Raw genomic sequence first — 23,838 nt, 5'->3', positions numbered from 1 at the left:
ACCTGAGTTACTTCGCTTCGCTTGGCAGGAAAGCGGTTTCGGCCGTGCCGAAGCGAATCCCCGTGGCGTCCTTACCGATCAGCGTGAGGAACGCGACGGCGATGAGCACCGGCACGATCGTGGCCGCCAACGCGAACGGATAGCCGTGTGACTCGGCGAGGCGTTCCTGGATCGGTAGGTTGAACGCGGCCAACAGGTTTCCGAGCTGGTAGGTCACGCCGGGGTAGAGGCCGCGGATGGCATCCGGCGACATCTCGGTCAGGTGGGCGGGGATCACGCCCCAGGCACCCTGCACGCACAGCTGCATCAGAAACGAGCCGAGGCACAGCATCGCGGCCGTGCGCGAGTAGGCGAACAGCGGAACGATGGGCAGCCCCAGCAGGGCGCAGAAGATGATGGTGTAGCGGCGGCTGAACCGTTGCGACAGCGTGCCGAACACCAGCCCGCCGATGATGGCGCCGATGTTGTACACGATGACGATCCACTTGACGGTGGCGCTGGACAGGGCGGCGCCGTGGTTGGCGGTCGAGGTCAGGAAGGTCGGGTAGACGTCCTGGGTGCCGTGGCTCATCCAGTTGAAGGCCGTCATCAGCAGCACCAGGTAGAAGAACCGGCGGATGATCGCCCCGTCGCGCAGCACGTCCCGAATCCTGGTGCTGGTCAACTTCATTTGATCCTGGGCGGCCTCCCAGACCTCGGACTCCTCGACCCGGTACCGGATGATCAGGCTGACCAGCGCGGGGATGATGCTCAGCGCGAAGAGCCACCGCCACGACAACCCGAGCCAGTTCATCACCACCAGCGAGGCGACGCTGGCCAACAGGTAGCCGAATGCGTAGCCCTCCTGCAGCAGCCCGGAGAAGAACCCGCGCCGCTCGACCGGAACCTTCTCCATGGCCAGCGCGGCCCCCAACCCCCACTCGCCGCCCATGCCGATCCCGTACAGCAGCCGCAGGATCACCAGCACCGTGAAGTTGGGCGCGAACGCGCACAGGAAGCCGACGACGGAGTAGAACATCACGTCGACCATCAGCGGCAGCCGCCGCCCGACGCGGTCTGCCCACAGCCCGAACAGCAGGGCGCCCACCGGACGCATGATCAGGGTGGCCGTGGTGACGAACGCGACCTCGGCCTTGCTGTGGTGGAAAGTCTTGGCGATGTCGGCGTAGACGAGCACGACGATGAAGTAATCGAACGCGTCCATCGTCCAGCCCAACAACGCGGCAACGAAAGAGTTTCGCTGGTCGGCGGTCAACCGTTGTGTGCTCACGTCAGCATCGTTGCCTACGCGGCGCGGGATGGCGAGCCTTTCTGTCCGCGCGGCGCTGCGGCGGTCATCCCACCAGCCTTTGCAGGCCGCGCTGATAGGCCTTGAGGCTGTGCCGCCACCCGGGTCCGATCCCACCGCTGTCGACGTAGATCGCGCTGCCGGCGTGTTCGTAGGGGCACGGCGGTAGCGGCGGAATGATGTCGCAATAGTTCACCACCCGTGAGCAGGAGGCGATGATCTCGTTGAACGCGGTGACGAAATCGCCGAACCCGGCCTTCGGGCCGGCGAAGGTGATGAGTCGAGGCGCGAAATTCGGCGGGATGTTCACGAAGATGTCGGGCGCGCCCATAACGGCCAGCGCCCCACCCAGGCTGTGCCCGATTATCAGAAGGTTGTTGCACCCCACGCACGCGGCGGCGAGGTTGGCCACGATGCTGGCGCGGACCATGCGGTAGACGGCGTGAAAGCCACTGTGCACGTATCCGAACTTGGGAACGAATCCATACGGCGTGGGAATTATGTCCAGGTCCGTGAGGACGTCGTCGAAGTCGGCGGTGCCGCGAAACGCCAGGAACGCGGTCTGAGTGGATGGGTTATTGCGGATAATGCCGAAGATGTTGTCTTGCAGAACCATTTTCGCCGCCACGGGATGTTGGGGGGCCAGTGCGGCCGCGAGAACCCGGTCGCCCTGGATCAGCGCGGTCGCCTGATATCCCGGCGGGAGATTCAACGGGAGGCCCGACATCGCGTTGTATGCGGAAAAAGCCAGCGGAATGCCCACATTGAGCGCGAAAGCGGGATCGAATCCCGGCGGCGAAGGCTGGGTGACCACGCCCACCGGGGCCGCGTTCGCTTCCACCGGGAAGAGCCATGGCGCGAGAATTACGGATCCACCCAGTAAAGCCGTCTTAGTCACGAAGTCTCGCCGCGCCATTTCCCGCGAAGGAGAATCGCTCATCGATTTCCTTTCTAGGTATGACATGAATACGGTAAGGGGACAAACCGTCGTCGACCTGAACCGTTGTACTTCTGTCACTCTTTTGAAATCGGCGCGAGCGCTGGCGAGCCGAAAGCAGATTGCCGATAAGCATTTCGGGTCACGGGTTCATCACGGACGGGCCGGGAGCGCGGGCCCCGACGCGTCCGCCCAAGCCGTTTCAACTTCCAATCCGCGAGAGTAAGTTGCGGATACATGCGCATCATCGACGCCGACGGACACGTTGCCGAGAACCCCTCGCTGGCAATCGAAGCCATCAAGCGGTGGCCGGAGCACGTCAAGCCCAGCACCGACGGGCGAATGCGGTTGACGTTCGAAGGCCGCAACTATCCGGAGGATCAGGGCCCGGGTGCCGGGTGTCCGCCCGAGCATGGCATCAGCAAGGCGCCCGACATCAATTGCCGGTCGACCGAAGGTGTGCTCGGTGACGCCGACCGCGACCACATCGACACGATGGTGCTGTACCCCAGCCTGGGCCTGTGCGCCCCCAGCCTCGAGGATCCCGAGTTCGCGGCGGGATTCGCCCGGCTCTACAACCAGTGGATCGCGGATTACTGCGCCCCGTCGGGCGGCCGGCTGAAGGGCGTCGCCGTGACTCCGATCGAGCACGGCCAGGCGGCGATCGACGTCATGACCGAGGCGAAAGACCTTGGGCTGGTGGCAACCCTGGTCCCGCCGGCGCTCAAGACCCGCAACCTCGACCACCCCGACCTCGACCCCTTCTACGCCGCCGCGGTCGACCTGGAGATGCCCCTGGGAATTCACGGCGCCCCGGGCATCCACCTGCCGAAGATCGGCGTCGACCGCTTCACCAACTACATTCAGGTGCACTGCATCAGCTTCCCGTTCGACCAGATGACGGCCATGACGGCGCTGGTGTCCGGCGGCGTCTTCGAACGGCACCCGCGGTTGCGGGTCGCGTTCCTCGAGGCGGGCGCGGGTTGGGTCCCGTTCTTCATGGATCGCCTGCACGAGCACTACGAGAAGCGGGGCGACTGGGTCGAGCGCGGCTGGCGGCGCGATCCGCACGAGTACCTGGCGGCGGGCAACATCTGGGTGACGTGCGAGCCGGAGGAGCCGATCCTGCCCGGGGTCATCGACGTGCTCGGCGCCGACTTCATCATGTTCGCCAGCGACTACCCGCATTGGGACGGCGAATGGCCGGAGAGCACCAAGCACCTGCGGACCCGCGCGGATATCAGCGAAGAGGCCCGCGAAAAGATCGGCGGGCTGAACGCGCAGCGCTTCTACAACCTCAACTGATTCCCCCGGTTCGGCTTAGGCCATTGGGTCGCATTCGATTCAGCGGATTCTCAGGCCGCTGAAGCTGCGGTAATGTGCAGTGCGCAGCTGGTTTGCCAGGGTCGCAATTTGGCCCTCGGCATCGAGCGGCGGGCGCTGTCAGAGGCCCGTCGCGAGAGGGAACCCGGTGGGAATCCGGGACTGTCCCGCAGCGGTATGCAGGAACGACCGCCGTCAATCGCACTGGTCCTTTCGGGGACTGGGAAGCGACGGCTACTAGGAGCACCGTTCACGGTGCGTGCCTGCGAGTCCGAAGACCTGCCAGCCGTGCCGGGCGCGCCGCGTCCGGCGTGCGCGTCGCCTCGTGGATTGGGCCGATGGCCGTAGCAGGACACCGAGCGTGCCGATTGGCGGTGCGCCGGTCGGCTCTGCGGCTGAACGCTCTGTGGGCGACGAGCATCCCGTCGCACAAAGGACGTTCGATGACACTACCGCTGTTCAGCACGAATCACGTTGCCGTACCTGGCTTTAGCCGCACCGTGCCCGCCGGGGCCGAGCGGATGGGCCGTTTGTCATGAGCACATCGCTGGATTTCGGCCTGTTACCGCCCGAGATCAACTCCGGGCGCATGTATTCCGGTGCGGGCTGCGCCCCGCTGCTGGCCGCCGCGGCGGCCTGGTCGGGGCTGGCGACCGAGCTGCGGTTGACGGCGCTGGCCCACAGCTCGGTGATCGCGGCGCTCGTCGATCGATGGCACGGCCCGGCAGCGATCTCGATGGCCGCCGCCGCCGCACCGTATGCGGCGTGGCTAACCGCGACCGCCGCTCAGGCTGAGCAGACCGCCGCCCAGGCCACGGTCGCGGCGACGGCGTATGAGACCGCCTTCGCCGCGACCGTGCCGCCGCCGGTGGTCGCGGCCAATCGGGTCCTGCTGACGAAGCTGATCGCCACCAACTATCTGGGACTAAACGCCGGCGCCATCGCGGCCACGGAAGCTCACTACGGCGAGATGTGGGCGCAGGACGCCGCCGCCATGTATTACTACGCCGCCGATTCGGCGGTCGCGTCGGCGGTGACGCCGTTCGAGCCGCCACCGCGGACCGCCGATCCGGCGGGGCCCGCCGCGCAGGCCGACGCGGTCACCCAGGCCGCCGGCCAGTCGGCCGCGGCGAACGCGCAGACGGCACTGTCGCAACTGCAGTCCGCGGTGCCGGCCACGCTGCAGAGCCTCGCCGCGCCATCCGTCTCGGAGCCGTCGGGTCTGATGGATTGGCTGGGAATGGGCGGGGCGGACTTCTTCAGCCCGAAGGGATTTCTCAGCTTCCTGGCCGGCACGGACGGCTCCCCGCTGGGGGCCCTCCTCAACAGCAACTTGTTGAACACCCTGTCGTCCGGGTTCTACATGCCGGGCAACTACCTGGGCACGATGACCGATTTCGCCGGCATGGCGGGCGCCGGGGGAGCTACGGACGCGGGTGGTGCCGCGGCGGCCGGATCGCTCGAAGCCGAGCTCGCGTCCACGGTCGCCCCGCTGGGGTCAACGGGTCCGGGCGGCGCCGTGACGGCGGGTCTGAACCAGGCGTCCTCGGTGGGGGCCCTGTCGGTGCCGTACGGATGGACCGCCGCCGCGCCGGAGATCACGCTTGCCGCCCAGGCGCTGCCCGGCCTTGGCTCCGTCCCCACCGTCGCGGCAAGCGCCGAGGGAAGTCTGCTCGGCGAGACGGCCCTGGCGTGCATGGCGGCCCGCGCGATGAATGGCGCGAGCGTCGGGGGACGCCCGGCGGGCGGCGCGACCGCCCAGCACCGCCCCCTGCCCGTCGTGATCGTGAAACCACCCCCGATGTCGACCGGGTGAACCGACGCGTAAACGGCTGAGTCGCTGAACACCGCGCCTACCCGCGAGGGCGGCCGGGTGGCAGGATCTCCCGCATGGGCCCCTTTCTGATTCGCGCCGCACTGACCGGGTTTGCGCTCTGGCTGGTCACGAAGTTCGTCCACGGGATCACGTTCGTCGGCGGGGACACGAGGCTGCAGCGGGTCGGCATCATCTTCGTCGTCGCCGTCATCTTCGGTCTGGTCAACGCGTTCATCAAGCCGATCGTCCAGTTCCTGTCGATCCCGCTGTACATCCTGACCCTCGGCCTGTTCCATGTCGTCGTCAACGCGCTGATGCTGTGGATCACCGCGCGGATCACCGAGCACACCACGCACTGGGGCCTGCAGATCGACCATTTCTGGTGGACGGCGATCTGGGCCGCGATCGTGTTGTCGATCGTGAGCTGGCTGCTGTCGCTGGTGCTTCGCGACGTCGGCCGCCGCACGCGCGCCTGACGTTCAGCGGCCCCGCCATCGCGGCGGTCGCTTCTCGGCGAAGGCCCGCGGCCCCTCCTTGGCATCCTCGGTCTCGAAAATGCGGTCGCTGTGCCGGGTTTCGTTTTCGTATGCCGACGCCAGGTCGAGCGCCAGACCCTCGACGGCGGATTGTTTCGTCGCGGAGACCGCGAGCGGCGCATTCGCCGTGATGCGCTCGGCGTAGTCGTAGGCCGTCTCCATCAGCCGCTCCGGCGGGACCACGCGATTGATCAGCCCCATCGCCAGGGCCCGGTCCGCGTCCACCATGTCGGCGGTCAGCAGCAACTCCATCGCCAGGGGGTAGGGCATCTGCCGTGGCAGCCGAACGGTGCTACCGCCGCCCGCGAACAGGCCCCGCTTGGGCTCCATCACGGCGAATCGTGCGGCGGGCACCGCCACCCGAATGTCGGTGGAGCTCAACATCTCGAAGCCCCCCGCGACGCAGGTGCCGTTGATCGCGGCGATGATCGGCTTGTAGACCGGGAAGCGGTGCAGGACGGCGTGAATGGCGTCGTCCTTGTTCCACCCCTCGGGCTGCGGCAGGTCGCCGGTGAGTTCGGGGATGAACTTCTTCAGGTCGGCGCCGGTGCAAAAGTCCTGTCCCACACCGGTGATCACCGCGACCCAGGCGCCGGTGTCGTCGCGGAAGGCCGCCCACGCGTGGGCCAGGTCGCGGAAATGCTCCATGTCCAGCGAGTTGCGCGTCTCCGGCCGGTTGATCGTGATGGTGGCGACGTGCGCGTCGAGCGTGTAGTCGATGCTCACGGCGTCCCCCGCGGACCGGCCAGGCGGACCACGTCCCGCGCGCAGCCCCAGGACAACGTCACACCGTTGCCGCCGTGCCCGTAGTTGTGGATGCAGCGGGCCCGGCCCAGCGGCTCGGCCTCGACCCGCACCGAAGGGCGGTCGGGACGCAGCGCGGTGATGACCTCGATCACCTCGGCTTCGGCGAGTCGCGGCTCAATCTTGCGGCAGCGGTGCAGGATTCGCTCCGTCACCTCGGGATCCGCGGTGGTGTCCCAGCGGCCGGCTACGCTCACGCCGCCGCACACCACGCGCCGCGGGTGGGGGAAATAACAGGTCCACTCCGGGCCGCCGTCGATCTGGACAAACAGTTGCCGCAGACCGGGATTGGTGAGCACGACGTGCTGGCCGAACAACGGGCGCACGGTGTCGTCGCCGGTCAAGGATCCCGCAGCCAGGCCGGTGCAGTTGACCACGATCGGCGCGGCGTCGGCGACCTCGGCGAGCGACCGCACCGGGCGCTCCTCGATTTCGCAGCCGGCCGCGGCCAGCCGCCGGGTCAGGTAGTCGAGATAGGACGGCATGTCGATCATCGGCAGGGTGGCGCGAAAGCCGTTGCCGAAACCGTCCGGGAGGTCGGCGGGGTCGGCCGGTTGCATGTCGGGGATCAACGCCGCGGCCGACGACATCGATTCGGTGGCAGTCAATTCGCCGACGGCCAGGGCGGGCGCCAGCTGGACGCCGGAGCCGGGATCGTTGGCGAGTTCGCGGAACACCCCCAGCGAGTGTTGGGTCCAATCCAGCGTGCCGCCGGCACGTTCCGCGGGCCGCGGCGGCAGCCATACCGCGCCGGCCACCTTCGACGTCGTGGCCAGGGGCGTGGCCGCCGTCCAGAGCCGCACCGGCCAGCCGGCCTCGGCCAGGCACACGGCCGACGTCAGACCGCTGACCCCGGCACCGACGACGACGATCTGTTGCGCACTGGCCACGGCGCCACCGTAGCGAATATGGACCGGCCGCGGAGCCGGTCAGGATCCGTCAGGAATGCGGAGGGGGCTGCTGTCCGCCCTGGCCGCCGAGCAGCCCGTTGAGGATGCCGAGCGTGCCTTGCACACCGGCGGGCGGCGTCGTGGGCGGTAGCGCGGCGTCCGGGGTCAGCTGCCAGGGCTGGCAGCCCGACGTCTTGAACGCCTTGTCGGTCGGGTCGATCTGCACGACCTGAGGCTTCTTGCTCATCGCGTTGTCGATGATGTTGCCGTCGGGATTGCCCGTCCGCTTCCAGTAGCAGGTCCCGTTGTCCAGCGGTCCGCCCGAGCTGTAGATGCCCGGCGCGATGTCCGTCCCGACGTTGTAGATGCCGTCCTTGTCCATGGTCGTCTTCGGCGCCGGTGCGGCGGCCGGAGTGGCTCCCGGCGACGGCGCCGGTGAGGCCGACGACGGCGGCGGCCCGGGCGGGGGCCCCTGCGACGCGGCCGGCGAAGGCGACGGTGCCGGCGTCTGGTCCGGATCGGCCCAGGCAACGCCCGCCGACGCGGTCCAGCCCGCGATCATCAGCCCCGCGACGGCCAACCGCGCCGCGGTAGGTGCACCAGCCTCAATCCCCATAGCACGCCAGCGTACCGGGGTGAGCAGCTTAAATCACATAATGCGTCGTACGTCGGTGGGCTCGGCGGCCGCTAATCCAGCCGACGCACGCGGCCGGCATAGCCCAGCGCGTGCTCGTAAACCTTGAGGTTGTCGCGGGAAATCCGCGCGTGCACCGGCCGTTCGAGCAGGAAGCGCAGGACCGGGTTGTAGGCGTGGTAGGTCTCGTGGAACGTCAGCACGGTGGTCCCGTCCGGCTGCTCCTCGAGGCGGTGATATCCCTCGGCGCGCGACCACAGCGGCGCGCCGACGGCCACGTAGCGCGAGAGCCGGTTGGTTTCGGCCTCCGTGACCGTTTCCCACGACCGCGCCCTGCCCCCGGAAAGCAGGTACTTGGGCACCTCGAAGACGCAGGTGCGGACCAGCCCCTCGCCGGCTTCGTTGCCCTCGTTCAGGATCTCCATGCTGCCGTTCGGCCAGCTGAGCACTCGCGGTCGCGGCGCGTCGGGCGGCGGGGGCGGATGAAGGACCCGCCACACCTTCGCCGGGGGCGCGTCGACGTGGAATCGCACGGTGTAGGACTGCATCAGCCGTCTCCCCAGCTGTCCCAGAACGTGACCGTCTCCGCGGGCGGCCGCGCGGCCGGCCGGAAGTCGGTGCCGATGGTGTAGGCGACCGGGAACAGCGCGGCCTGCGTGACCGTGTCCGGAATGCCAAGCAGCTCGGCCACTTCCCGCTCCTTGGCCAGGTGCATCGTCGTCCACACCGATCCCAGGCCACGGGACCGCAGGGCCAGCAGGAAGCTCCAGCCGGCCGGGATAATCGACGCCCAGGCCGACGCGGCGATCAACAGGTTGGCGTTGTCGATGCGGTTCGCCAGGCACGGGATGACGTGGACGGGAACCTTGCCCAGCGTGTCGGTGAGGCTCAGGGCGCTGGCGTACACCCGCTGCGTTTGCGGGTCCGACGCCTCCTTGGCGGCGTAGGCCAGGTATTCGGCGCCGACGCTGCGGTAGATCTCGGCGATGGCGGCGCGCTTGTCGGCGTCGGTGATCACCAGCCAGCGCCAGTCCTGGGTGTTGCTGGCGGTGGGCGCCTGCATCGCGAGCCGGATGCATTCGAGGATCACGTCGCGGCCGACCGGCCGGTCCAAGTCGAGGCGCTTGCGCACCGAGCGTGTGGTGCTAAGCAGTTCGTCGACCGTGGCTAGGTCCATTCGGCGTTCCTCACTAGAGATCGATTGCGCACGACTGATCGACACCCAGGACGCTCAACGAGCGCCCCAGGCCCAAAAACACCGCCACGCACAGCGTTAGGTCGAGGATCTCGGGGTCGGAGAACGACTCGCGCAGCCGCCCGAAGAAGGCGTCGTCCAGCGACGCATGGTCGGTCGCGAACCGCTCGGCGAATTCGATCGCGAGCCGCTGACGCGGCGTGTAGCCGGGGTAGGTCGCGTACGCGGCGACGTTGTCGTACAGCTCCGGCGCCGGGGCTTTCGGGCCGGCGTCCAGCACGGACTGGGCCCGGAAGCCGGAGCACGCCGCGCAGTCGTTGATCTGCGCGATGCGCATCCTGGCGAGCTCGCGCTCGTCGGCCGGCAGAACGCTCTGCTGGTATGCGCCGCGGATCATCCGCTCCACCATGTCGCCGAGTTGCGGCCGCAGCGTCCAGATCATGGCGGCTTCGCCGCCCGGGCCATCCGGCACGTTCAGACGGGCCATCGGCGACTCCTGCCGGTGAGGTAATTACTGAGTCGAGCAAACCAGTTCGCCCCCCGGCTGTCCAGGGCGCAGTTGCGCACCCGTAGACCCGGCCACGCGTTCGGAGTTACCGTCTCGACGTGCTGTTCATGCACGAGGTGCACAAGGTGCGCGGCCGCTGCGAAGACGACTTCGAGTCCGCGTTCCGGCGAGGCTGGCTGCCCATGCTCGCCGCCGGTGACGACGCGCGGCTGCTCTGGTATGCCGACCATGCGCAGGGCAGCGGTCCGTCCTACACGGTCGTGACCGTCACCGCCGTCCGGGACGGAACGGCGTGGGAACGCCTGGCGCTCCGGGTGCAACGGGGCGACCTGCAGTCGTGGATGCGTGAGCTGGACGAGCTGCGCTACGACGTCGACGCGAAGCTGCTCGCACCCCTGCCGTGGTCGCCGCTGCAGGACATGCCGTGGGCGGACGTGCCGGTCGACGGGCGGGAGCACGAACTCAGCCTGTACATGGAATGCACCATGTGGCCGTACCCGGACAAGTTCGAGGAGTACATCGAACGCAGCGGCGACGTGTACGCCCAAAGCCTGCAGCGGCCGTCGTCAATGCTGTTGATACAGGCGGCTTTTCAGCCCGCGCTCGGCAGCCACCTGCACCGGGAGGTCGTCCTGATGCAGCGCATTCAGCGGCCCGAGCAACTGCTCGAACTGCTGAAGACCCCGATTCCGCCTCAATACCGCGCCCCGGGCACCTGGATGCACGACGCGCTGGACCTGCGGGACCAGTGGACCAGCCGGCTGCTGCGCACCTCCGCGTGGTCACCCCTGTACTGAGCCGGCGATGAATATTTCGACGATGCTCGAGGCGGCCGCGACGGGCGATCCCGGCCGCGTCGCGCTCATCGTCGACGGGCGGTCGATCGGCTACGGCGAGCTGGCGGCGACCGCGCGCCGGTGCGCCGCCGGCCTGGCCGACCGCGGCGTGACGTCCGGCCAGCGCGTCGCGGTGGTCGACGGCGGGAGCGTGCTCTCGATCGCGACGGTGCTGGGGGCGGCCCGCATCGGCGCGGCGGCCGCGCTGATGAACCCGGCGCTGACACCGATTGAGTTGCAGGGGCTTTTGACGGGCGCGGGGTGTGGCGAGGTGGCCGTCGCGGGGGAGCCGTACGCCGATCGGGTCCGCGACGCCGGTGCGCCGACGGTGGTGACGGGCGCCGAGCTGCTGCACGGCGTCGGCTCATCGGCGCCGCCCGCTGACGACGTCGAGGGCGATGCCCTGATCCTGTTCACCAGCGGCACAACGGGATTGCCGAAGGCCGTCGGGATCAGCGGCCGGCAGCTGGCCAGGCGGATCGAGGGGATGGCGGCGCCGTTCCGGGCCGACGCCCAACCCTCGGTGGGCATGATGTGCGTTCCGTTCTTCCATGTCGGCGGCTCGCTGGGAATATTGGGCAGCCTCTACTCGGGCAATACGTCGGTGATACAGCAGCGATTTGACGCCGGCGACTGGTTGCGCCTGGTGTCAGAGCATCGGGTGACCACCACGTTCCTGGTCCCCACGATGTTGCAGCGCATCCTCGACCATCCCGGCTTCGCCGACGCCGATTTGTCCTCACTGGTCGCCGTCGCGTACGGGGCGGCGGCCGCGCCGGTCGATCTGGTGCGCCGGGCGATGGCCGCCCTCCCGCACGTGGCTTTCGCGAACGTGTTCGGCCAGACCGAGACCCTCGGCGCGTACACGACGCTGCTGCCGGCCGATCACCGCGATCCCGCCCGGGCCGGATCGGTGGGCCGGCCGCTGCCCGGGGTCGACGTGCGCGTCGTGGACCCGGAGACCGGGAAAGACGTCGAGACCGGAGCGGTCGGCGAGTTGTGGGTGAAAACCACCCAGAACGTCACCGAGGGCTGGCTGCGCACCGGTGACCTCGCCCGCCGGGATTCCGACGGCTACATCTTTCCCAGCGGGCGGCTCAGCGACACCATCAACCGTGGGGGCGAGAAGTTCGGTCCGATCGAAGTCGAGGAAGCGCTTCGTTCACACCCGGCGGTGCGTGACGCCGCGGTCGCCGGAATCGCCGACGACGAACTCGGGCAGCGGGTGGGGGCGGCGGTGGTCACCCGCGCCCCGGTGACCCTCGAACAGCTGCGAACGCACTGTCGTGAGTCGATCGCCTACTTCAAGCTGCCCGAGCGGCTGGCGATCGTCGATGACATCCCCTACAGCTCGACCGGAAAGGTCAACCGTCGCCGGCTGGCCGCGCTGATCGCCGAACAGGCTTGACCGCAAGGAGTTTCGATGCTTTTCCTTCACGAGACGCACAAGGTGGTCGGCGCCCGGCAGGACGAATTCGAGGCTGCGTACCGCGAGGGCTGGATGCCGACGCTGGCCGAGGGGGACGACGCTCGACTGCTCTGGTACACCAATCACGCCCACGGGTCCGGGCTGTCCTACAACGTGGTCACCGTCACCGGCATCGTGGACGGCGCGGCCTGGGAGAGGCTCGCGCGCCGGACACAAGGCGGCGACCTGAGGCCCTGGATGCGTGAGCTGGACAACCTGCGCCACGAGGTGACGGGCAAGCTCCTGCTTCCCGTCGACTGGTCACCGCTGCAAACGGTCGACCTGGCCACGGTGCCCACCGACGGTGCGACCCACCCGCTGAGCCTGTTCATGGAAGACACCGGCTGGCCCGACGCCGCGCTCGATGACTACATCCGGATGTGGGACGAGATCTATTACCGGCTGTTGTCCAAGGCCCCAAAAGAGAGGCGGATCCTCGATATCCAGGCGTGCTTTCAGGTCGCGCACGGCAGTCACCGCCGACGAGAAGCGATGCTGTGGCAGAAGATCGAGGACTTCAACAACTACGCCGCGCTGGTCCACCTGCTGACCACCGAGACGGCGCCCGAGCACCGGCGGCCCGGCAGCTACATGGTCGAGGCGCTGAAATACCGCGATCAGTGGGAAAGCCGCCTGCTGCGAACGTCGGACTGGTCACCGCTGTACTGAGGCCGGTCGGTTGAGGATCCGGGCGGCCTGCTCGACCATGTCGGCCACGATGTCGGCCGCCGGCCGGACCTGACGCAGCAGCCCCACCCCTTCGCCGACGAGAATGGCGGCGGTATCGAAATCCTCTGCGGCGACTGCCTTTTCGTAGGCGGCGACCGCTTCGGGCAGCACGGAAGAAAGCCGGTCCTCGTTGCCGTGCCAGGTGCCGAGGAAGGTGTTGCCCAGCGCGCGCGCGTTATAGCCGGCCGGCCAATCCAGGCGCCGAACCAGGTCAAAGGCGCGGGTGCGGAAGGTGTCGTCGCCGCTGGCCGCCAGCGCCCGCTCGTGGGCGCGGGGCGACACCAACGCCTCCGGGGAGGCCCAGAACCTGGTGCCGACCAGGGCGCCGTCGGCGCCGAGCGCCAGCGCGGCCGCCAGCCCCCGGCCGTCGGTGACGCCGCCCGCCGCCAGCACGAGCGTGTCCGGTGAGCGTTCGGCGACGAGGTCGGCGACGTCGGGCACCAGCGTGAAGGTGGAGCGCGCGGTCATGCCGTGCCCACCGGCTTCGCCGCCCTGGGCCACGATGACGTCCGCGCCGGCGTCCAGGGCCTGACGCGCATGGTCGAGCGTCTGCGCCTGCGCGATGAGGGGAGTGCCGTCGGCGCGAATGCGGTCGGCGAACGGCTGCAGCTCGCCGAATGACAGCATGATCGCGGCGGGCCGGCGTTGCAGGGCCACGTCGAGCAGCTCGGGTTGGCGGGCCAGGCTCCAGGTGATGAACCCGCATCCGACCCGGGCGCCCGCGGCCCGGTCGAATTCGCGTCCCAACCAATCGGCGTCGCCGTAACCGCCGCCGATGAGTCCCAGGCCGCCGGCCGATGTCACCGCCGCCGCCAGGCGCCCTCCGGAGATGCCCGCCATCGGGGCGAGCGCGACGGGGTAGCGGACACCGAAAAATTTCGTCAGCCCAGTTTTCAGGGTCATGTCAGCTCCCCGGTGAGAAACTGCGCCCGGCCGTGGCCGAAAGACCAATCCTCGTCGGTGTTTTCGGTGATCGAGACGATGAGATCGGCCGGGTCGAGCTGGCACCGTTCCGCCAGATTTGCCGCCAGCAACTCGAAGAACTTCTCCTTCATCACCCGCGTGCGGCGCCGGCTCACCATGTGCACGATAACCTGGCGCGCCGAACGGTTGATGCCCAATCCGGTGTCCAGCGCGACGATTTCGTGGGCGGGGTGGGTGCGCACCACCTGATAGCGGTCGCGCGGCGGCACGCCGAAAGCGTCGACGACGGACTCGTGAACGGCGTCGAGCAACGCCCGCACCTCCGACGGCGTGCGGCCCTCGACGAGGTCGATGTACAGCAGTGGCATCTTGTCTCCTCTGATCTATCTCCTGGCTTCGACGTTAGGTCCGCCCACCTCGGCTGTGAAATGCCTGCTGTCATCGATCTATGCTTCTCAGGCATGGGCGCGTTGGACGCTGGCCGAGTCGAGCTGCGCCACCTTCGGGCGTTCGAGGCGGTGGCGCGGCTCAAGTCGTTCACCCAGGCCGCCGACGAACTCCGCATCACCCAACCGGCGCTCAGCCGCACCATCCGCCAACTGGAGGACGCGCTCGGCGCGGCGCTCGTGGATCGCAGTTCGCGGCACGTCGAGACCACTCGGGCCGGCCGGGCGTTCCTGCACGACATCGAGCGGATCCTCGCGGAGCTGGAACTTGCGGTCGGCGCCGTGCGCCGGCAGGCGAGCATCGGCCTCGGATTCAGTTGGTTGCTGCCCGACCCGTGGGCGCAGGACACCGTCGCCCGTTTCGAACGAACCACCGGGGCGCGGGTCAGGTTGGTACGCACCGACGATGCGCTGAGCGCCGTGCAACAGGGCAAGGTCGACGTCGCCGTAGTCCGCGGGCACGTGACGTCGACCGCCGTGCGGGTGGTGCACCTCTTCGACGAGTCCCGAGTGGCCGTGTGTTCGGTGCACTCACCGCTGGCCGGCCGATCGGAGTTGGACTGGGCCGAGGTCCCGCGCTGGCCGCTGGTCGTCAACACCGCCAGCGGCACCACCGGGCCCTGGTCGTGGCCCCCCGGCGAGGGGCCGGAAACCATCGTGGAGACAACCAATTTCGACGAGTGGCTCGAATCCGTCGCGGCGGATCGCGGCATCGGTGTGATCCCCGACGTCGCCGTGCGCCGCAACATTCACCCCGGCGTCCGGTTCGTCGCTTTGCGCGGAGCGCCCGTGAGCCCGGTGGCCCTGGCGTTTCTGCCGCGCGCTCACAACGCCGTGCTGCGCCGCTTCGTCGAAGCCGCCGTCGAGAGCGCGCAGAACGCTTGAATGTGCGCCCACGGCTTCGAGCGTGCGCCAGCGGCGGCACTTGCCGGCGTGTCGCCACCGTCAGCGCACACTCAGTCAGGCGAGCGGCACCAAACCCGAGCGCAGCACCTGCAGGCTGGATGCCACGAGTTCGCCGAGGTCGCCGGTGCAGCCGTTGCGGCCCCAATTCTCCACCGCCACAACGAGGGCGGCCGCCAGGGCCGAGCCCGCGACTTCGGCGAGCAGGTCGACGTTCGCCACGTCCGGGTTGCGGGCCCGGACGAAGTCGGTCAGCACTCGGGCGAACGACGCCTGCACCACCCGCAGATGGCCCTCGATCCGGTCGGCGCTGATCAGCTCCGCACGGGCGGTCGCGGCCTGGCGGACCACTTCGAGGTCGTGCGGGAAGGCCGCCACGCTCGCCAGCACGGCGTCGAAGAGTGACTCGTCGGCGGGGCGGCCGGCGAGCGCCTCGGCCAGCCATTCCAGTTGCGTCTCGTAGTCCTGGAACAGCACCGCTTCCTTGGTGGGGAAGTGGCGAAAGAAGGTCCGCTCGGTGACGCCGGCCTCCCGGGCCAGCTCGGTCACGGTGACATTGGTAAAGCCCTTGCGCGCAAAGCTTTTCAATGCTGCCCGGCGCAGCGCCTCGTGCGTTGATCGGCGGCGTAGCTGATGGCGGTTCGTCGGCGCGGTCATCCCACCGGAATGGTATCCCAGCCGAGGGGTCAGGACTGACATCTTCCAATTATGTCAGTACTGACATATTCTTGTCACGCGCCGACCCGAGGGAGGAAGCCATGCCGGACTATGACGCGATCGTCGTGGGAGCGGGCCACAACGGATTGACCGCCGCCGCGATCCTGCAGCGCGCGGGCCTGCGGACCCTGTGCCTGGAAGCCAACACCTATGCGGGTGGCATGGCGGCGACCGTCGAGCTGATCGACGGCTTCCGCTACGAAATCGCCGGCTCCGTCCAGTTCCCGACCGCCAGCCAGATCACCAAGGATCTGGGGCTGGACACCCTGCCCACGGTGGAGCCGGAGGTGATGTCCACCAACATCGGCGACCACGGCGAGGAACCGATGATCTTCTACCGCGACCCGATGCAGCTGATGACGCACCTGGGCTCCAGGCACGGCATGGAAGCCGTCACCGGCATGGCCGAATTGATCGGGTGGAGCCAGGGGCCTGCAAAGGCGTTGGGCCGCTTCGATGTCCGCACGCCGCCCAAGACCATCGACGAGATGTATGCCTGCGCTGCCAACGACGCCGAGCGGCGGGCCATTCACGAAATGCTGTTCGGATCGGCGATGGACGTCATCGACCGCTACCTGCCCGATAAGGACAAGCACGCGGTGATGCGCGGAATGCTCGCGTTCCTGGCCATCAACTCGACCTACCGGGGGCCCTACACGCCGGGCAGCGCCACCTGCCTGGCCTTCGCCCTGGCCGTGCCCGACGACAGCACGGCCATGATGACCAAGCTCAAGGGCGGCATCGGCGCGCTCACCGAGCACCTGCGCGAGCTGTTCGTCTCGCATGGCGGTGAGATTCGCTACCGCGCCAAGGTGGAGCAGATCCTCGTCGACCACGGCGCGGTGACCGGCGTGCGGCTACGCGACGGATCGAGCATCACCGCCCCGATCGTGATCTCCAACCTCGCGCCCGATCTGACGCTGACCGACCTGATCGCGTCGGAACATGTTCCGACGGAGCTGGTCTCGCGGCTGTCCGGACGCGATCACCGGGCTTCCTTTGTCCAGATCCACTTCGCCCTCGACGGGCTGCCCGAATTCGCCCCGCCGTATGAGTTCTTGAACGAGGAAGGCATGCAGCAGTCGGTCGGCATCTTCGGCGATCCGGAAGAACAACAGCTGCACTGGGAGAATTGCCGCCGGGGCATCGTGCCGGACAACCCGTCGATGGGCATGCAGATCCCGTCCGTGCACGACCCGGGCATGGCTCCGCCCGGCAAGCACGCCGCCAGCGCGTACGCCTACGCCTTCCCGGTGGAAGTCGACCGCCAGGAGCACGGCCGGCTCAAAAACGAGATGGCCCAACGCGTTATCGACAAGATCACCCGGCTGGCCCCGAACTTCAAGGACATCGTCATCCGGCACATCACGTTCGCGCCTTACCACATGAACACGATGTTCGGCGCGCCCGCCGGCGACTTCTGCCACGGCCTGCTGCATCCGGACCTGATGGGCCCGAACAGGCCGGGGCCCAAGGGATTTCTCGACTTCCCGATTCCCATCGAGGGCCTCTACCTCGGCGGCGCGGGATGTCATGGCGGGCCGGGCATCACGTTCACGCCCGGCTACAACGCCGGCTATCAGGCGCTGGAGGACATGGCTTAGAACCTTCAGCCTCCGAAGGTTCCGGTGAGCCGCGCCTGCGCGGTCGCCGCGCCCGCGATCGTCTGCTCCGCCTGCACGCCGGCGAGGCCGTCGGGCAACTGGTAGTCGTTGGGAAGCTGGTAGAGGGTGAACCGGTAGTGGTGCGTGCCGGTTCCCGCCGGCGAGCAGGGCCCCTTGTACGCGGGCAGGCCGGCCGTGTTCGGCAGCGTGGTCGTCCCGGCCGGCGTCTGCCCCTCGGCGGTGCTGCCCGCACCGGGAGCGATTCCGGTGACCACCCAGTGCACGTATAACCCGTTGACGGCGTCCGGGTCGTCGACCACGAGCGCCGCCCCCAACGGCGCCGACCAGGTCAGCGGCGGCGCCGTGTCCGCCCCTTTGCACGTGTACTGCAGGGGAATTGGCGCGCCGTCGGCGAACGCCGGACTGCTGATGGTCAGCGGGCCGCCGGCGGGCGCGGCCGGGACGGTCCGCCCGAGGGTCGTCACCTTCGGGGTCGACGGCGCCGTCACCCGGCTGTCACCATGGCCGCCGCAGGCCGCCCGCGCGGCGAGCACCACCAGCCCCCCGACCGCCGAGGTGACTCGTTGAAACCTGTTCATACCGAACAGTGTGGCTCGCGCGGCGGCGGTCGGGAAGCGCCGCCGCTAACCGCCGCGCTTCTTGACTTCGAGCACCCGTTTGCGCAGGCCGTCGGTCGCCGTGTCCATCAGCCCCTTGGACCCTCGCTTGATGAGGAACCCGGGCACCGGCACGGTGAGGTCCACGGTCAGCTCGAAGTGGACCTGGGTTTTGTCGCCATCGGGCTTCAGCGTGTACCGACCCTCTTGTGCGCGTTGCTGTTTGGAGCTCACCAGCGTCCAGCCCACGCCGTCGTCCTCGACGGAGTAGTCGAGCACCTGCTCGTCGCTGACCCCGACGATCTTGACGACCTGCCGCGATTTGCTGGGATGCCCCTGATCGTCCCGCTCGAGGATTTCGACCTTCTTGTGAAAGGACGACCACTCGGGCAGCGACTCGATGTCGAAGAGCACGTCCATGATCTCGTCGGGGGTCGCCTCGATGACAACGTCGCGGGAGTCGGTGATAGCCATGGGGGAAAGATAACCGCTACGGGGCCGATGAAAACTCGCGCGAAGTCACGGCACCAGGACCACCTTGCCGACGTTCTCCCGCGCCGCCAGGATGCGATGCGCCTCCGGCGCGTCGTCGAACGGCACCGCCGCATGCACGACGGGCGCGATCGTCCCGTCGTCGAGCGCCTCGGTCAGCGGCGTGATCCAGGGCTCGAGCGTGCCGCGGTCGTCCCACAGCCGCAGCATGTTCAGGCCGATGACGGCCTTGGAGTCCGAGAGTTGGTCGATCAGGTTGAACCCGCGCAGCATCGCCAGCGCGTGCGGCGCGGCCGCCCGCAGCGAGCGCCTTTCGCCATGCTGCAGGTTGGAAACCCCGTACCCCACCAGCCTTCCGCCGGGGCGCAGCAGATCGTAGGACCGCCGTAGCGACGTGCCGCCCAGTGCGTCGAGCACCAGGTCATAGGGCTCGAGGCCCCGCCACCAACCGTCGCGGCGGTAGTCGATCGCGCGGTCCACCCCGAGCTCGGCGAGCTTGCGATGCTTGGCGGGCGACGCGGTGCCGTGCACCTCGGCCCCGGCGGCCTTCGCGAACTGGACGGCCGCGATGCCCACGCCCCCGGCCGCGGCGTGCACCAGCACGCGCTCACCCGCGCGCAGCGACCCGTAACCGTGCAGGGCCGCCCACGCGGTCGCGTAGTTGACCGGCACGGCGGCGCCCTGTTCGAAGCTCATCGCCGCAGGCAGTGGCACCGAGTCGCTCGCAGCCACGTTGACAACCTCGGCGTAACCGCCGAATCGGGTGCCCGCCAGCACCCGCTCGCCGACGCGGCCGGTATCCACCCCGTCGCCGACGGCCTCCACCGTCCCGGCGACCTCATAACCGACCACGGCCGGCAGCTTCGGCGCGTCGGGGTACATCCCGACGCGGGCGAGGTGATCGGCGAAGTTCACCCCAGCGGCGCGCACCGCGACCCGCAGCTGTCCCGGGCCCGGCGGCGGGGGATCCGGCCGCTGCCGGACCTGCAGCACGGACGGATCACCGCGCTTGGTGATGACGACTGCGCGCACCGCCAGCTCCTCTCGCCGCTCAGACCATCCTGGTGCCGTCCACTATGTCGGCCATTCGGGGCGTGTCAACTATTCCGCCCGGCGTCACCGCCGAGCGGCTACCTTTCAGGATGTGCATATCGCGTGGGAGCGTTTGACGGCCACCGTGCATCGGTGCCGGCTGCGGTTCTGTGATGTCACCGTCGGACTGGTGTGGGGCCGCACCGGGGTGATGCTGATCGACAGCGGCACCACTCTGGCCGAGGCCGCCGCGATCGACGCCGGCGTGCGGCGGCTCGCCGGCCGCCCGGTCAGCCATATCGTCTTGACGCACAAGCACTTTGACCACGTGCTGGGCTCCGCGTTGTTCACCGACGCCGACGTCTATTGCGCGCCCGAGGTGGTCGAATACCTAACGTCGGGTACCGACCGGATGCGCGAGCACGCGTTGCAACACGGCGCCGACGCCGCGGCACTGGACCGCGCGATCGCGGCCCTGCGGCCCCCACGCCACGGGGTTTATGACGCGGCGATCGACCTCGGCGGCCGCACCGTGACGGTCGCCCACCCGGGCCGCGGCCACACCACCTCGGATCTGGTGGTGATCGCTCCGGGCGGGGACGCCGACCCGGACGTGGTGTTCACCGGCGACCTCATCGAGGAGTCCGCCGACCCCTTCATCGACGCGGACTCGGATCTGGCGGCCTGGCCGGCCACCCTCGATCGGCTGCTCGCGATCGGCGGACCCGATGCCCGCTACGTGCCGGGGCACGGCAACGTCGTCGACGCGGGATTCGTCCGGCGCCAGCGGGATTGGCTGGCCCACCGGGCGGGCGCCGAACCGGGCTAAGCGCGGGTCCCGGTGCAGGCGGCAATCAGCGCGGCCGGGTCGGTGACACTGACGCACAATGCGCGCAGCGACACCGTTCGGCCCACGGCCTTCGCCTCCACCGGAGGCTCAATCGTCAAGGTCACCAAGCCTTTACCGGACCCGTTGACCAGCCAGCGGCCCTTCGCGTAGTGCACGCCCATGGTCAGCACTTTGTCCTGCGCCGGCGCGGCGCTGGTGATCGACGCCAGGGGGATGTGGGCGTCGAAGGCCCAGCCCATCTTCACGTGCAGGGTTCCCGCCTCCACCCGTAGCTCGCTGCGCTTCGGGCCCAGCCCGACGGGAACCGACAGGGGGAGGTACCACCGCTCATACCGCAAATCTGTGGGCACGGCGCTGACCCTACACCGAGTTTGCTGGCCGCGCTGGGTTTTCTTCGCATTCCCGCGACGACCCGCCCGGAGCGACGACCGTGTTGGCTTCAAAACCTTTGGGCGCCAAGCGCATCGAAGCCAAAACCCGGGTCGTCGGCCCCGAAGCTTGGCCTGGCCGCCCGCGGAGGGTGATGTGTGCCGCAACGGGCCGGGGCCCCGGCGATCACGGTTTCGGCACGGGTCTTTCGACCCCTGATTGAACGGTCATCTCCGGGGATAGACTCTCGGTCAGGGAAATCGTGCCGAACAGGAGCGTAAGGCCATGGCCATCATTGACACGGACACCGAAGTCCGGACATCGTTCGAAGACGAGCTCGCCGCCACGCAGCGGTACATCGACGGTCCGCGCTTCGCCGGCATCACCCGCCTCTACACGGCCCGCCAGGTAGTGGAGCAGCGCGGCACGATCCCCACCGACTACGCCGTTGCGCGCAACGCGGCGGTGGCCTTCTATGACCGGCTACGCGAGCTGTTCGCCGCCAAGAAGAGCATCACCACCTTCGGCCCCTATTCGCCGGGCCAGGCGGTCGCCATGAAGCGGATGGGCATCGAGGGCATCTATCTGGGCGGCTGGGCGACGTCGGCCAAGGGCTCCACCACCGAGGACCCCGGCCCCGACCTCGCCAGCTACCCGTTGAGCCAGGTGCCCGACGACGCCGCGGTCCTGGTGCGCGCCCTGCTGACCGCCGACCGCAATCAGCAGTACCTGCGGCTGCAGATGAACGACCGCCAGCGCGCGACCACCCCCCAGTACGACTACCGGCCGTTCATCATCGCCGACGCGGACACCGGCCACGGCGGTGACCCGCACGTGCGCAACCTGATTCGCCGCTTCGTCGAGGTCGGTGTCGCCGGCTACCACATCGAGGACCAGCGCCCCGGCACAAAGAAGTGCGGCCACCAGGGCGGAAAGGTGCTGGTGCCTTCCGACGAACAGATCAAGCGCCTCAACGCGGCCCGATTCCAGCTCGACGTGATGAAGGTTCCCGGCATCATCGTCGCGCGCACCGACGCCGAGGCGGCCAACCTCATCGACAGCCGCGCCGACGAGCGCGACCAACCGTTCCTGTTGGGCGCCACCAACCTGAACATCCCGTCGTACAAGGGCTGCTTCCTGGCCCTGGTGCGGCGCTTCTACGAGTTGGGCGTCAAGGAACTGAACGGCCACCTGCTCTACGCCCTGGCCGAAAGCGAATACAGCCTCGCCAACGCGTGGCTCGAGCGCCAGGGCATCATGGCCCTGGTCACCGAGGCCGTCACCCAGTGGCGCGACGACGGGCAGAACTCCATCGACGACCTTTTCGACCAGGTGGAGTCGCGGTTCGTCGCGGCCTGGGAGGACGACGCGGGCCTGATGACCTACGGCGAGGCCGTGGCCGAGGTGCTCTCGTTCGACGACCGGGACGACGAGCCGCCGAGCATGACTCCCGACGAGTGGACGCAGTTCGCGGCGCGCGCGTCGCTGTACGCCGCGCGGGAGAAGGCCAAGGATCTGGGCGTCGACCCGCCGTGGGACCCGGAGCTGTCCAAGACCCCGGAGGGCTACTACCAGATCCGCGGCGGGATTCCCTACGCGATCGCCAAATCGCTTGCGGTCGCGCCGTTCGCCGACATCCTCTGGATGGAGACGAAGACCGCCGACCTCGCCGACGCGCGCCAGTTCGCCGACGCGATCCACGCCGAATTCCCCGACCAGATGCTGGCCTACAACCTTTCGCCGTCGTTCAACTGGGACACCACCGGGATGACGGACGAGGAGATGAAGCGCTTCCCCGAGGAGCTCGGCAAGATGGGCTTCGTCTTCAACTTCATCACCTATGGCGGTCACCAGATCGACGGTGTCGCCGCCGAGGAGTTCGCCACGTCGCTGCAGCAGGACGGCATGCTGGCGCTGGCTCGGCTGCAGCGCAAGATGCGCCTGGTCGAGTCGCCCTACCGGACCCCGCAGACCCTGGTCGGCGGGCCGCGCAGCGACGCCGCGCTGGCCGCGTCGTCGGGCCGCACCGCGACCACCAAGGCGATGGGCAAGGGCTCGACCCAGCACCAGCACCTCGCGCAGACCGAGGTGCCCAAGAAGCTGCTGGAGGAGTGGCTGGCGCTGTGGAGCGACAACTACCACCTGGGCGAGAAGCTGCGCGTGACCCTGCGGCCCCGCCGCGCCGGTTCGGACGTTCTCGAGCTCGGGATCTATGGCAACGGCGACGAGCAGCTGGCCAACGTGGTGGTCGATCCGATCAAGGACCGCCACGGCCGCAGCATCCTGCAGGTGCGTGACCAGAACACCTTCGCCGAGAAGCTACGCCAGAAGCGGCTGATGACGCTCATCCACCTCTGGCTGGTGCACCGGTTCAAGGCCGACGCGGTCTACTACGTGACGCCCACCGAGGACAACCTGTATCAGACCGAGAAGATGAAGTCGCACGGCATCTTCAGCGAGGTCTATCAGGAGGTCGGCGAGATCATCGTCGCCGAGGTGAACAAGCCCCGCATCGCCGAACTGCTGACACCGGACAGGGTGGCGCTGCGGAAGTTGATCACCAAGGAGGCCTAGGGGCCCGGGCGCGTCCATTCGCTTTGGGGACAAGCGGCGGCCACCCGCCGGTTTGGGCTCGATGCCGCCGCGGCGAGTTGTCCAATTTACGAATAAGAAAATTTCTTACCAGGCGATTTCGGCGGAATCCCGCATAGCAACAGTTGTCCGAGGATACGATTTGGCTCGCCGATGGTCCATTAGCCCGAGATGGGCCATCGGCCCTTAACGCGCCGCCGTCCGCCGCGCTTTCTCTTAACCCCCGAATGACCACCCGCGCCGCTCGACCGCGGTCGGAAAACTCTTGCTTGTAGCAATAGTTGCACAGGTGTAGCATTGTGTTACACGCGCGCCACTTTCGTCCGAC

The 23,838-nt window shown here is 68.4% G+C and carries 25 protein-coding genes and 1 riboswitch; of the genes, 10 read left to right on the top strand and 15 right to left on the bottom strand.

The genetic code is table 11. The annotated features are described in order from the left end of the window. Positions 1-7 precede the first annotated feature (7 nt). Positions 8-1,270 (bottom strand): sialate:H+ symport family MFS transporter, encoded by a 1,263-nt coding sequence (locus A5730_RS02595; protein ID WP_197499773.1) that lies wholly within the window; start codon positions 1,268-1,270, stop codon positions 8-10. A gap of 64 nt (positions 1,271-1,334) precedes the next feature. Further along, complete coding sequence (locus A5730_RS02590) at positions 1,335-2,129, bottom strand: lipase family protein (RefSeq protein ID WP_231994606.1); 795 nt, start codon at positions 2,127-2,129, stop codon at positions 1,335-1,337. A 333-nt stretch (positions 2,130-2,462) separates the two neighbouring features. On the opposite strand from A5730_RS02590, the gene A5730_RS02585 reads away from it, so the two are divergent. From A5730_RS02585 to A5730_RS02575, 3 genes are all read left to right on the top strand, one after another. Continuing rightward, on the top strand, positions 2,463-3,530 hold the full coding sequence (locus A5730_RS02585; protein WP_067895213.1) for an amidohydrolase family protein: 1,068 nt from the start codon (positions 2,463-2,465) through the stop codon (positions 3,528-3,530). Positions 3,531-3,643: 113 nt separating this feature from the next. Then, positions 3,644-3,850, top strand: a riboswitch (cobalamin riboswitch). Positions 3,851-4,083: 233 nt separating this feature from the next. Beyond that, positions 4,084-5,364, top strand: a complete 1,281-nt coding sequence (locus A5730_RS25335; RefSeq protein ID WP_067895210.1) for a PPE family protein — start codon at positions 4,084-4,086, stop codon at positions 5,362-5,364. A 74-nt stretch (positions 5,365-5,438) separates the two neighbouring features. Continuing rightward, a complete protein-coding gene (locus A5730_RS02575) occupies positions 5,439-5,840 on the top strand; it encodes a phage holin family protein (RefSeq protein ID WP_055403461.1) in 402 nt (133 codons plus the stop codon). 3 nt (positions 5,841-5,843) lie between these two features. On the opposite strand, the gene A5730_RS02570 is transcribed toward A5730_RS02575, so the two are convergent. The 6 genes from A5730_RS02570 to A5730_RS02545 all read right to left on the bottom strand — a co-directional run bounded on the left by A5730_RS02570 (position 5,844) and on the right by A5730_RS02545 (position 9,910). Then, entirely contained in the window at positions 5,844-6,626 is a 783-nt protein-coding gene (locus A5730_RS02570) for an enoyl-CoA hydratase/isomerase family protein (protein WP_067895207.1), read from the bottom strand. Continuing rightward, positions 6,623-7,594, bottom strand: a complete 972-nt coding sequence (locus tag A5730_RS02565; protein ID WP_067895204.1) for an FAD-dependent oxidoreductase — start codon at positions 7,592-7,594, stop codon at positions 6,623-6,625. Before A5730_RS02565 ends, A5730_RS02570 begins: the two co-directional genes overlap by 4 nt. 49 nt (positions 7,595-7,643) lie before the next feature. Continuing rightward, positions 7,644-8,210 carry a hypothetical protein gene (locus tag A5730_RS02560; RefSeq protein WP_067819114.1) on the bottom strand — a complete coding sequence of 189 codons (567 nt, stop codon included), beginning with the start codon at positions 8,208-8,210 and terminating at the stop codon, positions 7,644-7,646. A 71-nt stretch (positions 8,211-8,281) separates the two neighbouring features. Continuing rightward, on the bottom strand, positions 8,282-8,776 hold the full coding sequence (locus tag A5730_RS02555) for an SRPBCC family protein (protein ID WP_067895201.1): 495 nt from the start codon (positions 8,774-8,776) through the stop codon (positions 8,282-8,284). Further along, positions 8,776-9,405, bottom strand: a complete 630-nt coding sequence (locus A5730_RS02550; RefSeq protein ID WP_067895198.1) for a nitroreductase family protein — start codon at positions 9,403-9,405, stop codon at positions 8,776-8,778. The genes A5730_RS02555 and A5730_RS02550 overlap by 1 nt, the downstream gene beginning before the upstream one ends. Before the next feature lie 13 nt (positions 9,406-9,418). Continuing rightward, the gene (locus tag A5730_RS02545; RefSeq protein WP_067895194.1) at positions 9,419-9,910 is read right to left on the bottom strand and encodes a carboxymuconolactone decarboxylase family protein; all 492 of its coding nucleotides are present in this window, start codon (positions 9,908-9,910) and stop codon (positions 9,419-9,421) included. Between the two features lie 128 nt (positions 9,911-10,038). Here A5730_RS02545 and A5730_RS02540 point away from each other — a divergent pair, with 128 nt between their 5' ends. From A5730_RS02540 to A5730_RS02530, 3 genes are read left to right on the top strand one after another with little or no spacing between them, the layout of a single operon-like run. Further along, the gene (locus A5730_RS02540) at positions 10,039-10,728 is read left to right on the top strand and encodes a hypothetical protein (RefSeq protein ID WP_231994613.1); all 690 of its coding nucleotides are present in this window, start codon (positions 10,039-10,041) and stop codon (positions 10,726-10,728) included. Between the two features lie 7 nt (positions 10,729-10,735). Beyond that, positions 10,736-12,175, top strand: coding sequence for a class I adenylate-forming enzyme family protein (locus A5730_RS02535; RefSeq protein ID WP_067895190.1), 1,440 nt, complete (start codon positions 10,736-10,738; stop codon positions 12,173-12,175). A gap of 15 nt (positions 12,176-12,190) precedes the next feature. Next, entirely contained in the window at positions 12,191-12,904 is a 714-nt protein-coding gene (locus tag A5730_RS02530; protein ID WP_067895187.1) for a hypothetical protein, read from the top strand. Here the strand turns inward: A5730_RS02530 and A5730_RS02525 are convergent. Beyond that, on the bottom strand, positions 12,890-13,867 hold the full coding sequence (locus tag A5730_RS02525) for a nitronate monooxygenase family protein (RefSeq protein WP_067895185.1): 978 nt from the start codon (positions 13,865-13,867) through the stop codon (positions 12,890-12,892). The genes A5730_RS02530 and A5730_RS02525 overlap by 15 nt on opposite strands. Then, positions 13,864-14,256, bottom strand: a complete 393-nt coding sequence (locus tag A5730_RS02520; RefSeq protein ID WP_067895182.1) for a tautomerase family protein — start codon at positions 14,254-14,256, stop codon at positions 13,864-13,866. The genes A5730_RS02525 and A5730_RS02520 overlap by 4 nt, the downstream gene beginning before the upstream one ends. A gap of 93 nt (positions 14,257-14,349) precedes the next feature. Between A5730_RS02520 and A5730_RS02515 the strand changes: the two genes are divergently transcribed. Then, positions 14,350-15,219: a LysR family transcriptional regulator gene (locus A5730_RS02515; protein WP_067895179.1), complete on the top strand. Its 870-nt coding sequence runs from the start codon at positions 14,350-14,352 to the stop codon at positions 15,217-15,219. A gap of 75 nt (positions 15,220-15,294) precedes the next feature. Here the strand turns inward: A5730_RS02515 and A5730_RS02510 are convergent, their stop codons facing one another. Next, positions 15,295-15,894: a TetR/AcrR family transcriptional regulator gene (locus tag A5730_RS02510; RefSeq protein ID WP_067895176.1), complete on the bottom strand. Its 600-nt coding sequence runs from the start codon at positions 15,892-15,894 to the stop codon at positions 15,295-15,297. Between the two features lie 101 nt (positions 15,895-15,995). Here A5730_RS02510 and A5730_RS02505 point away from each other — a divergent pair, with 101 nt between their 5' ends. Continuing rightward, positions 15,996-17,558 carry an NAD(P)/FAD-dependent oxidoreductase gene (locus tag A5730_RS02505; RefSeq protein WP_067895174.1) on the top strand — a complete coding sequence of 521 codons (1,563 nt, stop codon included), beginning with the start codon at positions 15,996-15,998 and terminating at the stop codon, positions 17,556-17,558. Between the two features lie 5 nt (positions 17,559-17,563). On the opposite strand, the gene A5730_RS02500 is transcribed toward A5730_RS02505, so the two are convergent. Genes A5730_RS02500 through A5730_RS02490 form a run of 3 tightly spaced genes read right to left on the bottom strand, consistent with a single transcriptional unit; the run spans position 17,564 to position 19,699 of the window. Next, positions 17,564-18,157, bottom strand: a complete 594-nt coding sequence (locus tag A5730_RS02500) for a YbhB/YbcL family Raf kinase inhibitor-like protein (protein WP_067895171.1) — start codon at positions 18,155-18,157, stop codon at positions 17,564-17,566. Positions 18,158-18,202: 45 nt separating this feature from the next. After that, on the bottom strand, positions 18,203-18,649 hold the full coding sequence (locus A5730_RS02495; RefSeq protein WP_067895168.1) for an SRPBCC family protein: 447 nt from the start codon (positions 18,647-18,649) through the stop codon (positions 18,203-18,205). A 45-nt stretch (positions 18,650-18,694) separates the two neighbouring features. Beyond that, positions 18,695-19,699, bottom strand: coding sequence for a medium chain dehydrogenase/reductase family protein (locus A5730_RS02490; protein ID WP_067895165.1), 1,005 nt, complete (start codon positions 19,697-19,699; stop codon positions 18,695-18,697). A gap of 112 nt (positions 19,700-19,811) precedes the next feature. On the opposite strand from A5730_RS02490, the gene A5730_RS02485 reads away from it, so the two are divergent. Further along, the gene (locus A5730_RS02485; protein WP_067895162.1) at positions 19,812-20,528 is read left to right on the top strand and encodes an MBL fold metallo-hydrolase; all 717 of its coding nucleotides are present in this window, start codon (positions 19,812-19,814) and stop codon (positions 20,526-20,528) included. On the opposite strand, the gene A5730_RS02480 is transcribed toward A5730_RS02485, so the two are convergent. Continuing rightward, positions 20,525-20,899, bottom strand: coding sequence for a hypothetical protein (locus A5730_RS02480; protein ID WP_067895159.1), 375 nt, complete (start codon positions 20,897-20,899; stop codon positions 20,525-20,527). The genes A5730_RS02485 and A5730_RS02480 overlap by 4 nt on opposite strands. Positions 20,900-21,203: 304 nt before the next feature. Here A5730_RS02480 and aceA point away from each other — a divergent pair, with 304 nt between their 5' ends. Next, positions 21,204-23,492 (top strand): isocitrate lyase ICL2, encoded by a 2,289-nt coding sequence (gene aceA, locus A5730_RS02475; RefSeq protein WP_067895155.1) that lies wholly within the window; start codon positions 21,204-21,206, stop codon positions 23,490-23,492. The last annotated feature ends 346 nt before the right edge of the window (positions 23,493-23,838 follow it).

Origin of the sequence: Mycobacterium sp. ACS4054, from assembly GCF_001667275.1 — a bacterium.
GTDB lineage: Bacteria > Actinomycetota > Actinomycetes > Mycobacteriales > Mycobacteriaceae > Mycobacterium.
Note: the sequence above shows the minus strand (reverse complement) of the source record. Positions and strands in the feature narration are given on the sequence as shown.

What these genes read in the sequence shown, in the direction of transcription:
- A5730_RS02520 (WP_067895182.1), bottom strand. Translation starts at nt 14,256, where the DNA reads ATGCCACTGCTGTACATCGACCTCGTCGAGGGCCGCACGCCGTCGGAG.
- A5730_RS02495 (WP_067895168.1), bottom strand. Translation starts at nt 18,649, where the DNA reads ATGGCTATCACCGACTCCCGCGACGTTGTCATCGAGGCGACCCCCGAC.
- A5730_RS02525 (WP_067895185.1), bottom strand. Translation starts at nt 13,867, where the DNA reads ATGACCCTGAAAACTGGGCTGACGAAATTTTTCGGTGTCCGCTACCCC.
- A5730_RS02585 (WP_067895213.1), top strand. Translation starts at nt 2,463, where the DNA reads ATGCGCATCATCGACGCCGACGGACACGTTGCCGAGAACCCCTCGCTG.
- A5730_RS02500 (WP_067895171.1), bottom strand. Translation starts at nt 18,157, where the DNA reads ATGAACAGGTTTCAACGAGTCACCTCGGCGGTCGGGGGGCTGGTGGTG.
- A5730_RS02555 (WP_067895201.1), bottom strand. Translation starts at nt 8,776, where the DNA reads ATGCAGTCCTACACCGTGCGATTCCACGTCGACGCGCCCCCGGCGAAG.
- A5730_RS02510 (WP_067895176.1), bottom strand. Translation starts at nt 15,894, where the DNA reads ATGACCGCGCCGACGAACCGCCATCAGCTACGCCGCCGATCAACGCAC.
- A5730_RS02560 (WP_067819114.1), bottom strand. Translation starts at nt 8,210, where the DNA reads ATGGGGATTGAGGCTGGTGCACCTACCGCGGCGCGGTTGGCCGTCGCG.
- A5730_RS02505 (WP_067895174.1), top strand. Translation starts at nt 15,996, where the DNA reads ATGCCGGACTATGACGCGATCGTCGTGGGAGCGGGCCACAACGGATTG.
- A5730_RS25335 (WP_067895210.1), top strand. Translation starts at nt 4,084, where the DNA reads ATGAGCACATCGCTGGATTTCGGCCTGTTACCGCCCGAGATCAACTCC.
- A5730_RS02550 (WP_067895198.1), bottom strand. Translation starts at nt 9,405, where the DNA reads ATGGACCTAGCCACGGTCGACGAACTGCTTAGCACCACACGCTCGGTG.
- A5730_RS02515 (WP_067895179.1), top strand. Translation starts at nt 14,350, where the DNA reads ATGGGCGCGTTGGACGCTGGCCGAGTCGAGCTGCGCCACCTTCGGGCG.
- A5730_RS02535 (WP_067895190.1), top strand. Translation starts at nt 10,736, where the DNA reads ATGAATATTTCGACGATGCTCGAGGCGGCCGCGACGGGCGATCCCGGC.
- A5730_RS02575 (WP_055403461.1), top strand. Translation starts at nt 5,439, where the DNA reads ATGGGCCCCTTTCTGATTCGCGCCGCACTGACCGGGTTTGCGCTCTGG.
- A5730_RS02530 (WP_067895187.1), top strand. Translation starts at nt 12,191, where the DNA reads ATGCTTTTCCTTCACGAGACGCACAAGGTGGTCGGCGCCCGGCAGGAC.
- A5730_RS02545 (WP_067895194.1), bottom strand. Translation starts at nt 9,910, where the DNA reads ATGGCCCGTCTGAACGTGCCGGATGGCCCGGGCGGCGAAGCCGCCATG.
- A5730_RS02540 (WP_231994613.1), top strand. Translation starts at nt 10,039, where the DNA reads ATGCACGAGGTGCACAAGGTGCGCGGCCGCTGCGAAGACGACTTCGAG.
- aceA (WP_067895155.1), top strand. Translation starts at nt 21,204, where the DNA reads ATGGCCATCATTGACACGGACACCGAAGTCCGGACATCGTTCGAAGAC.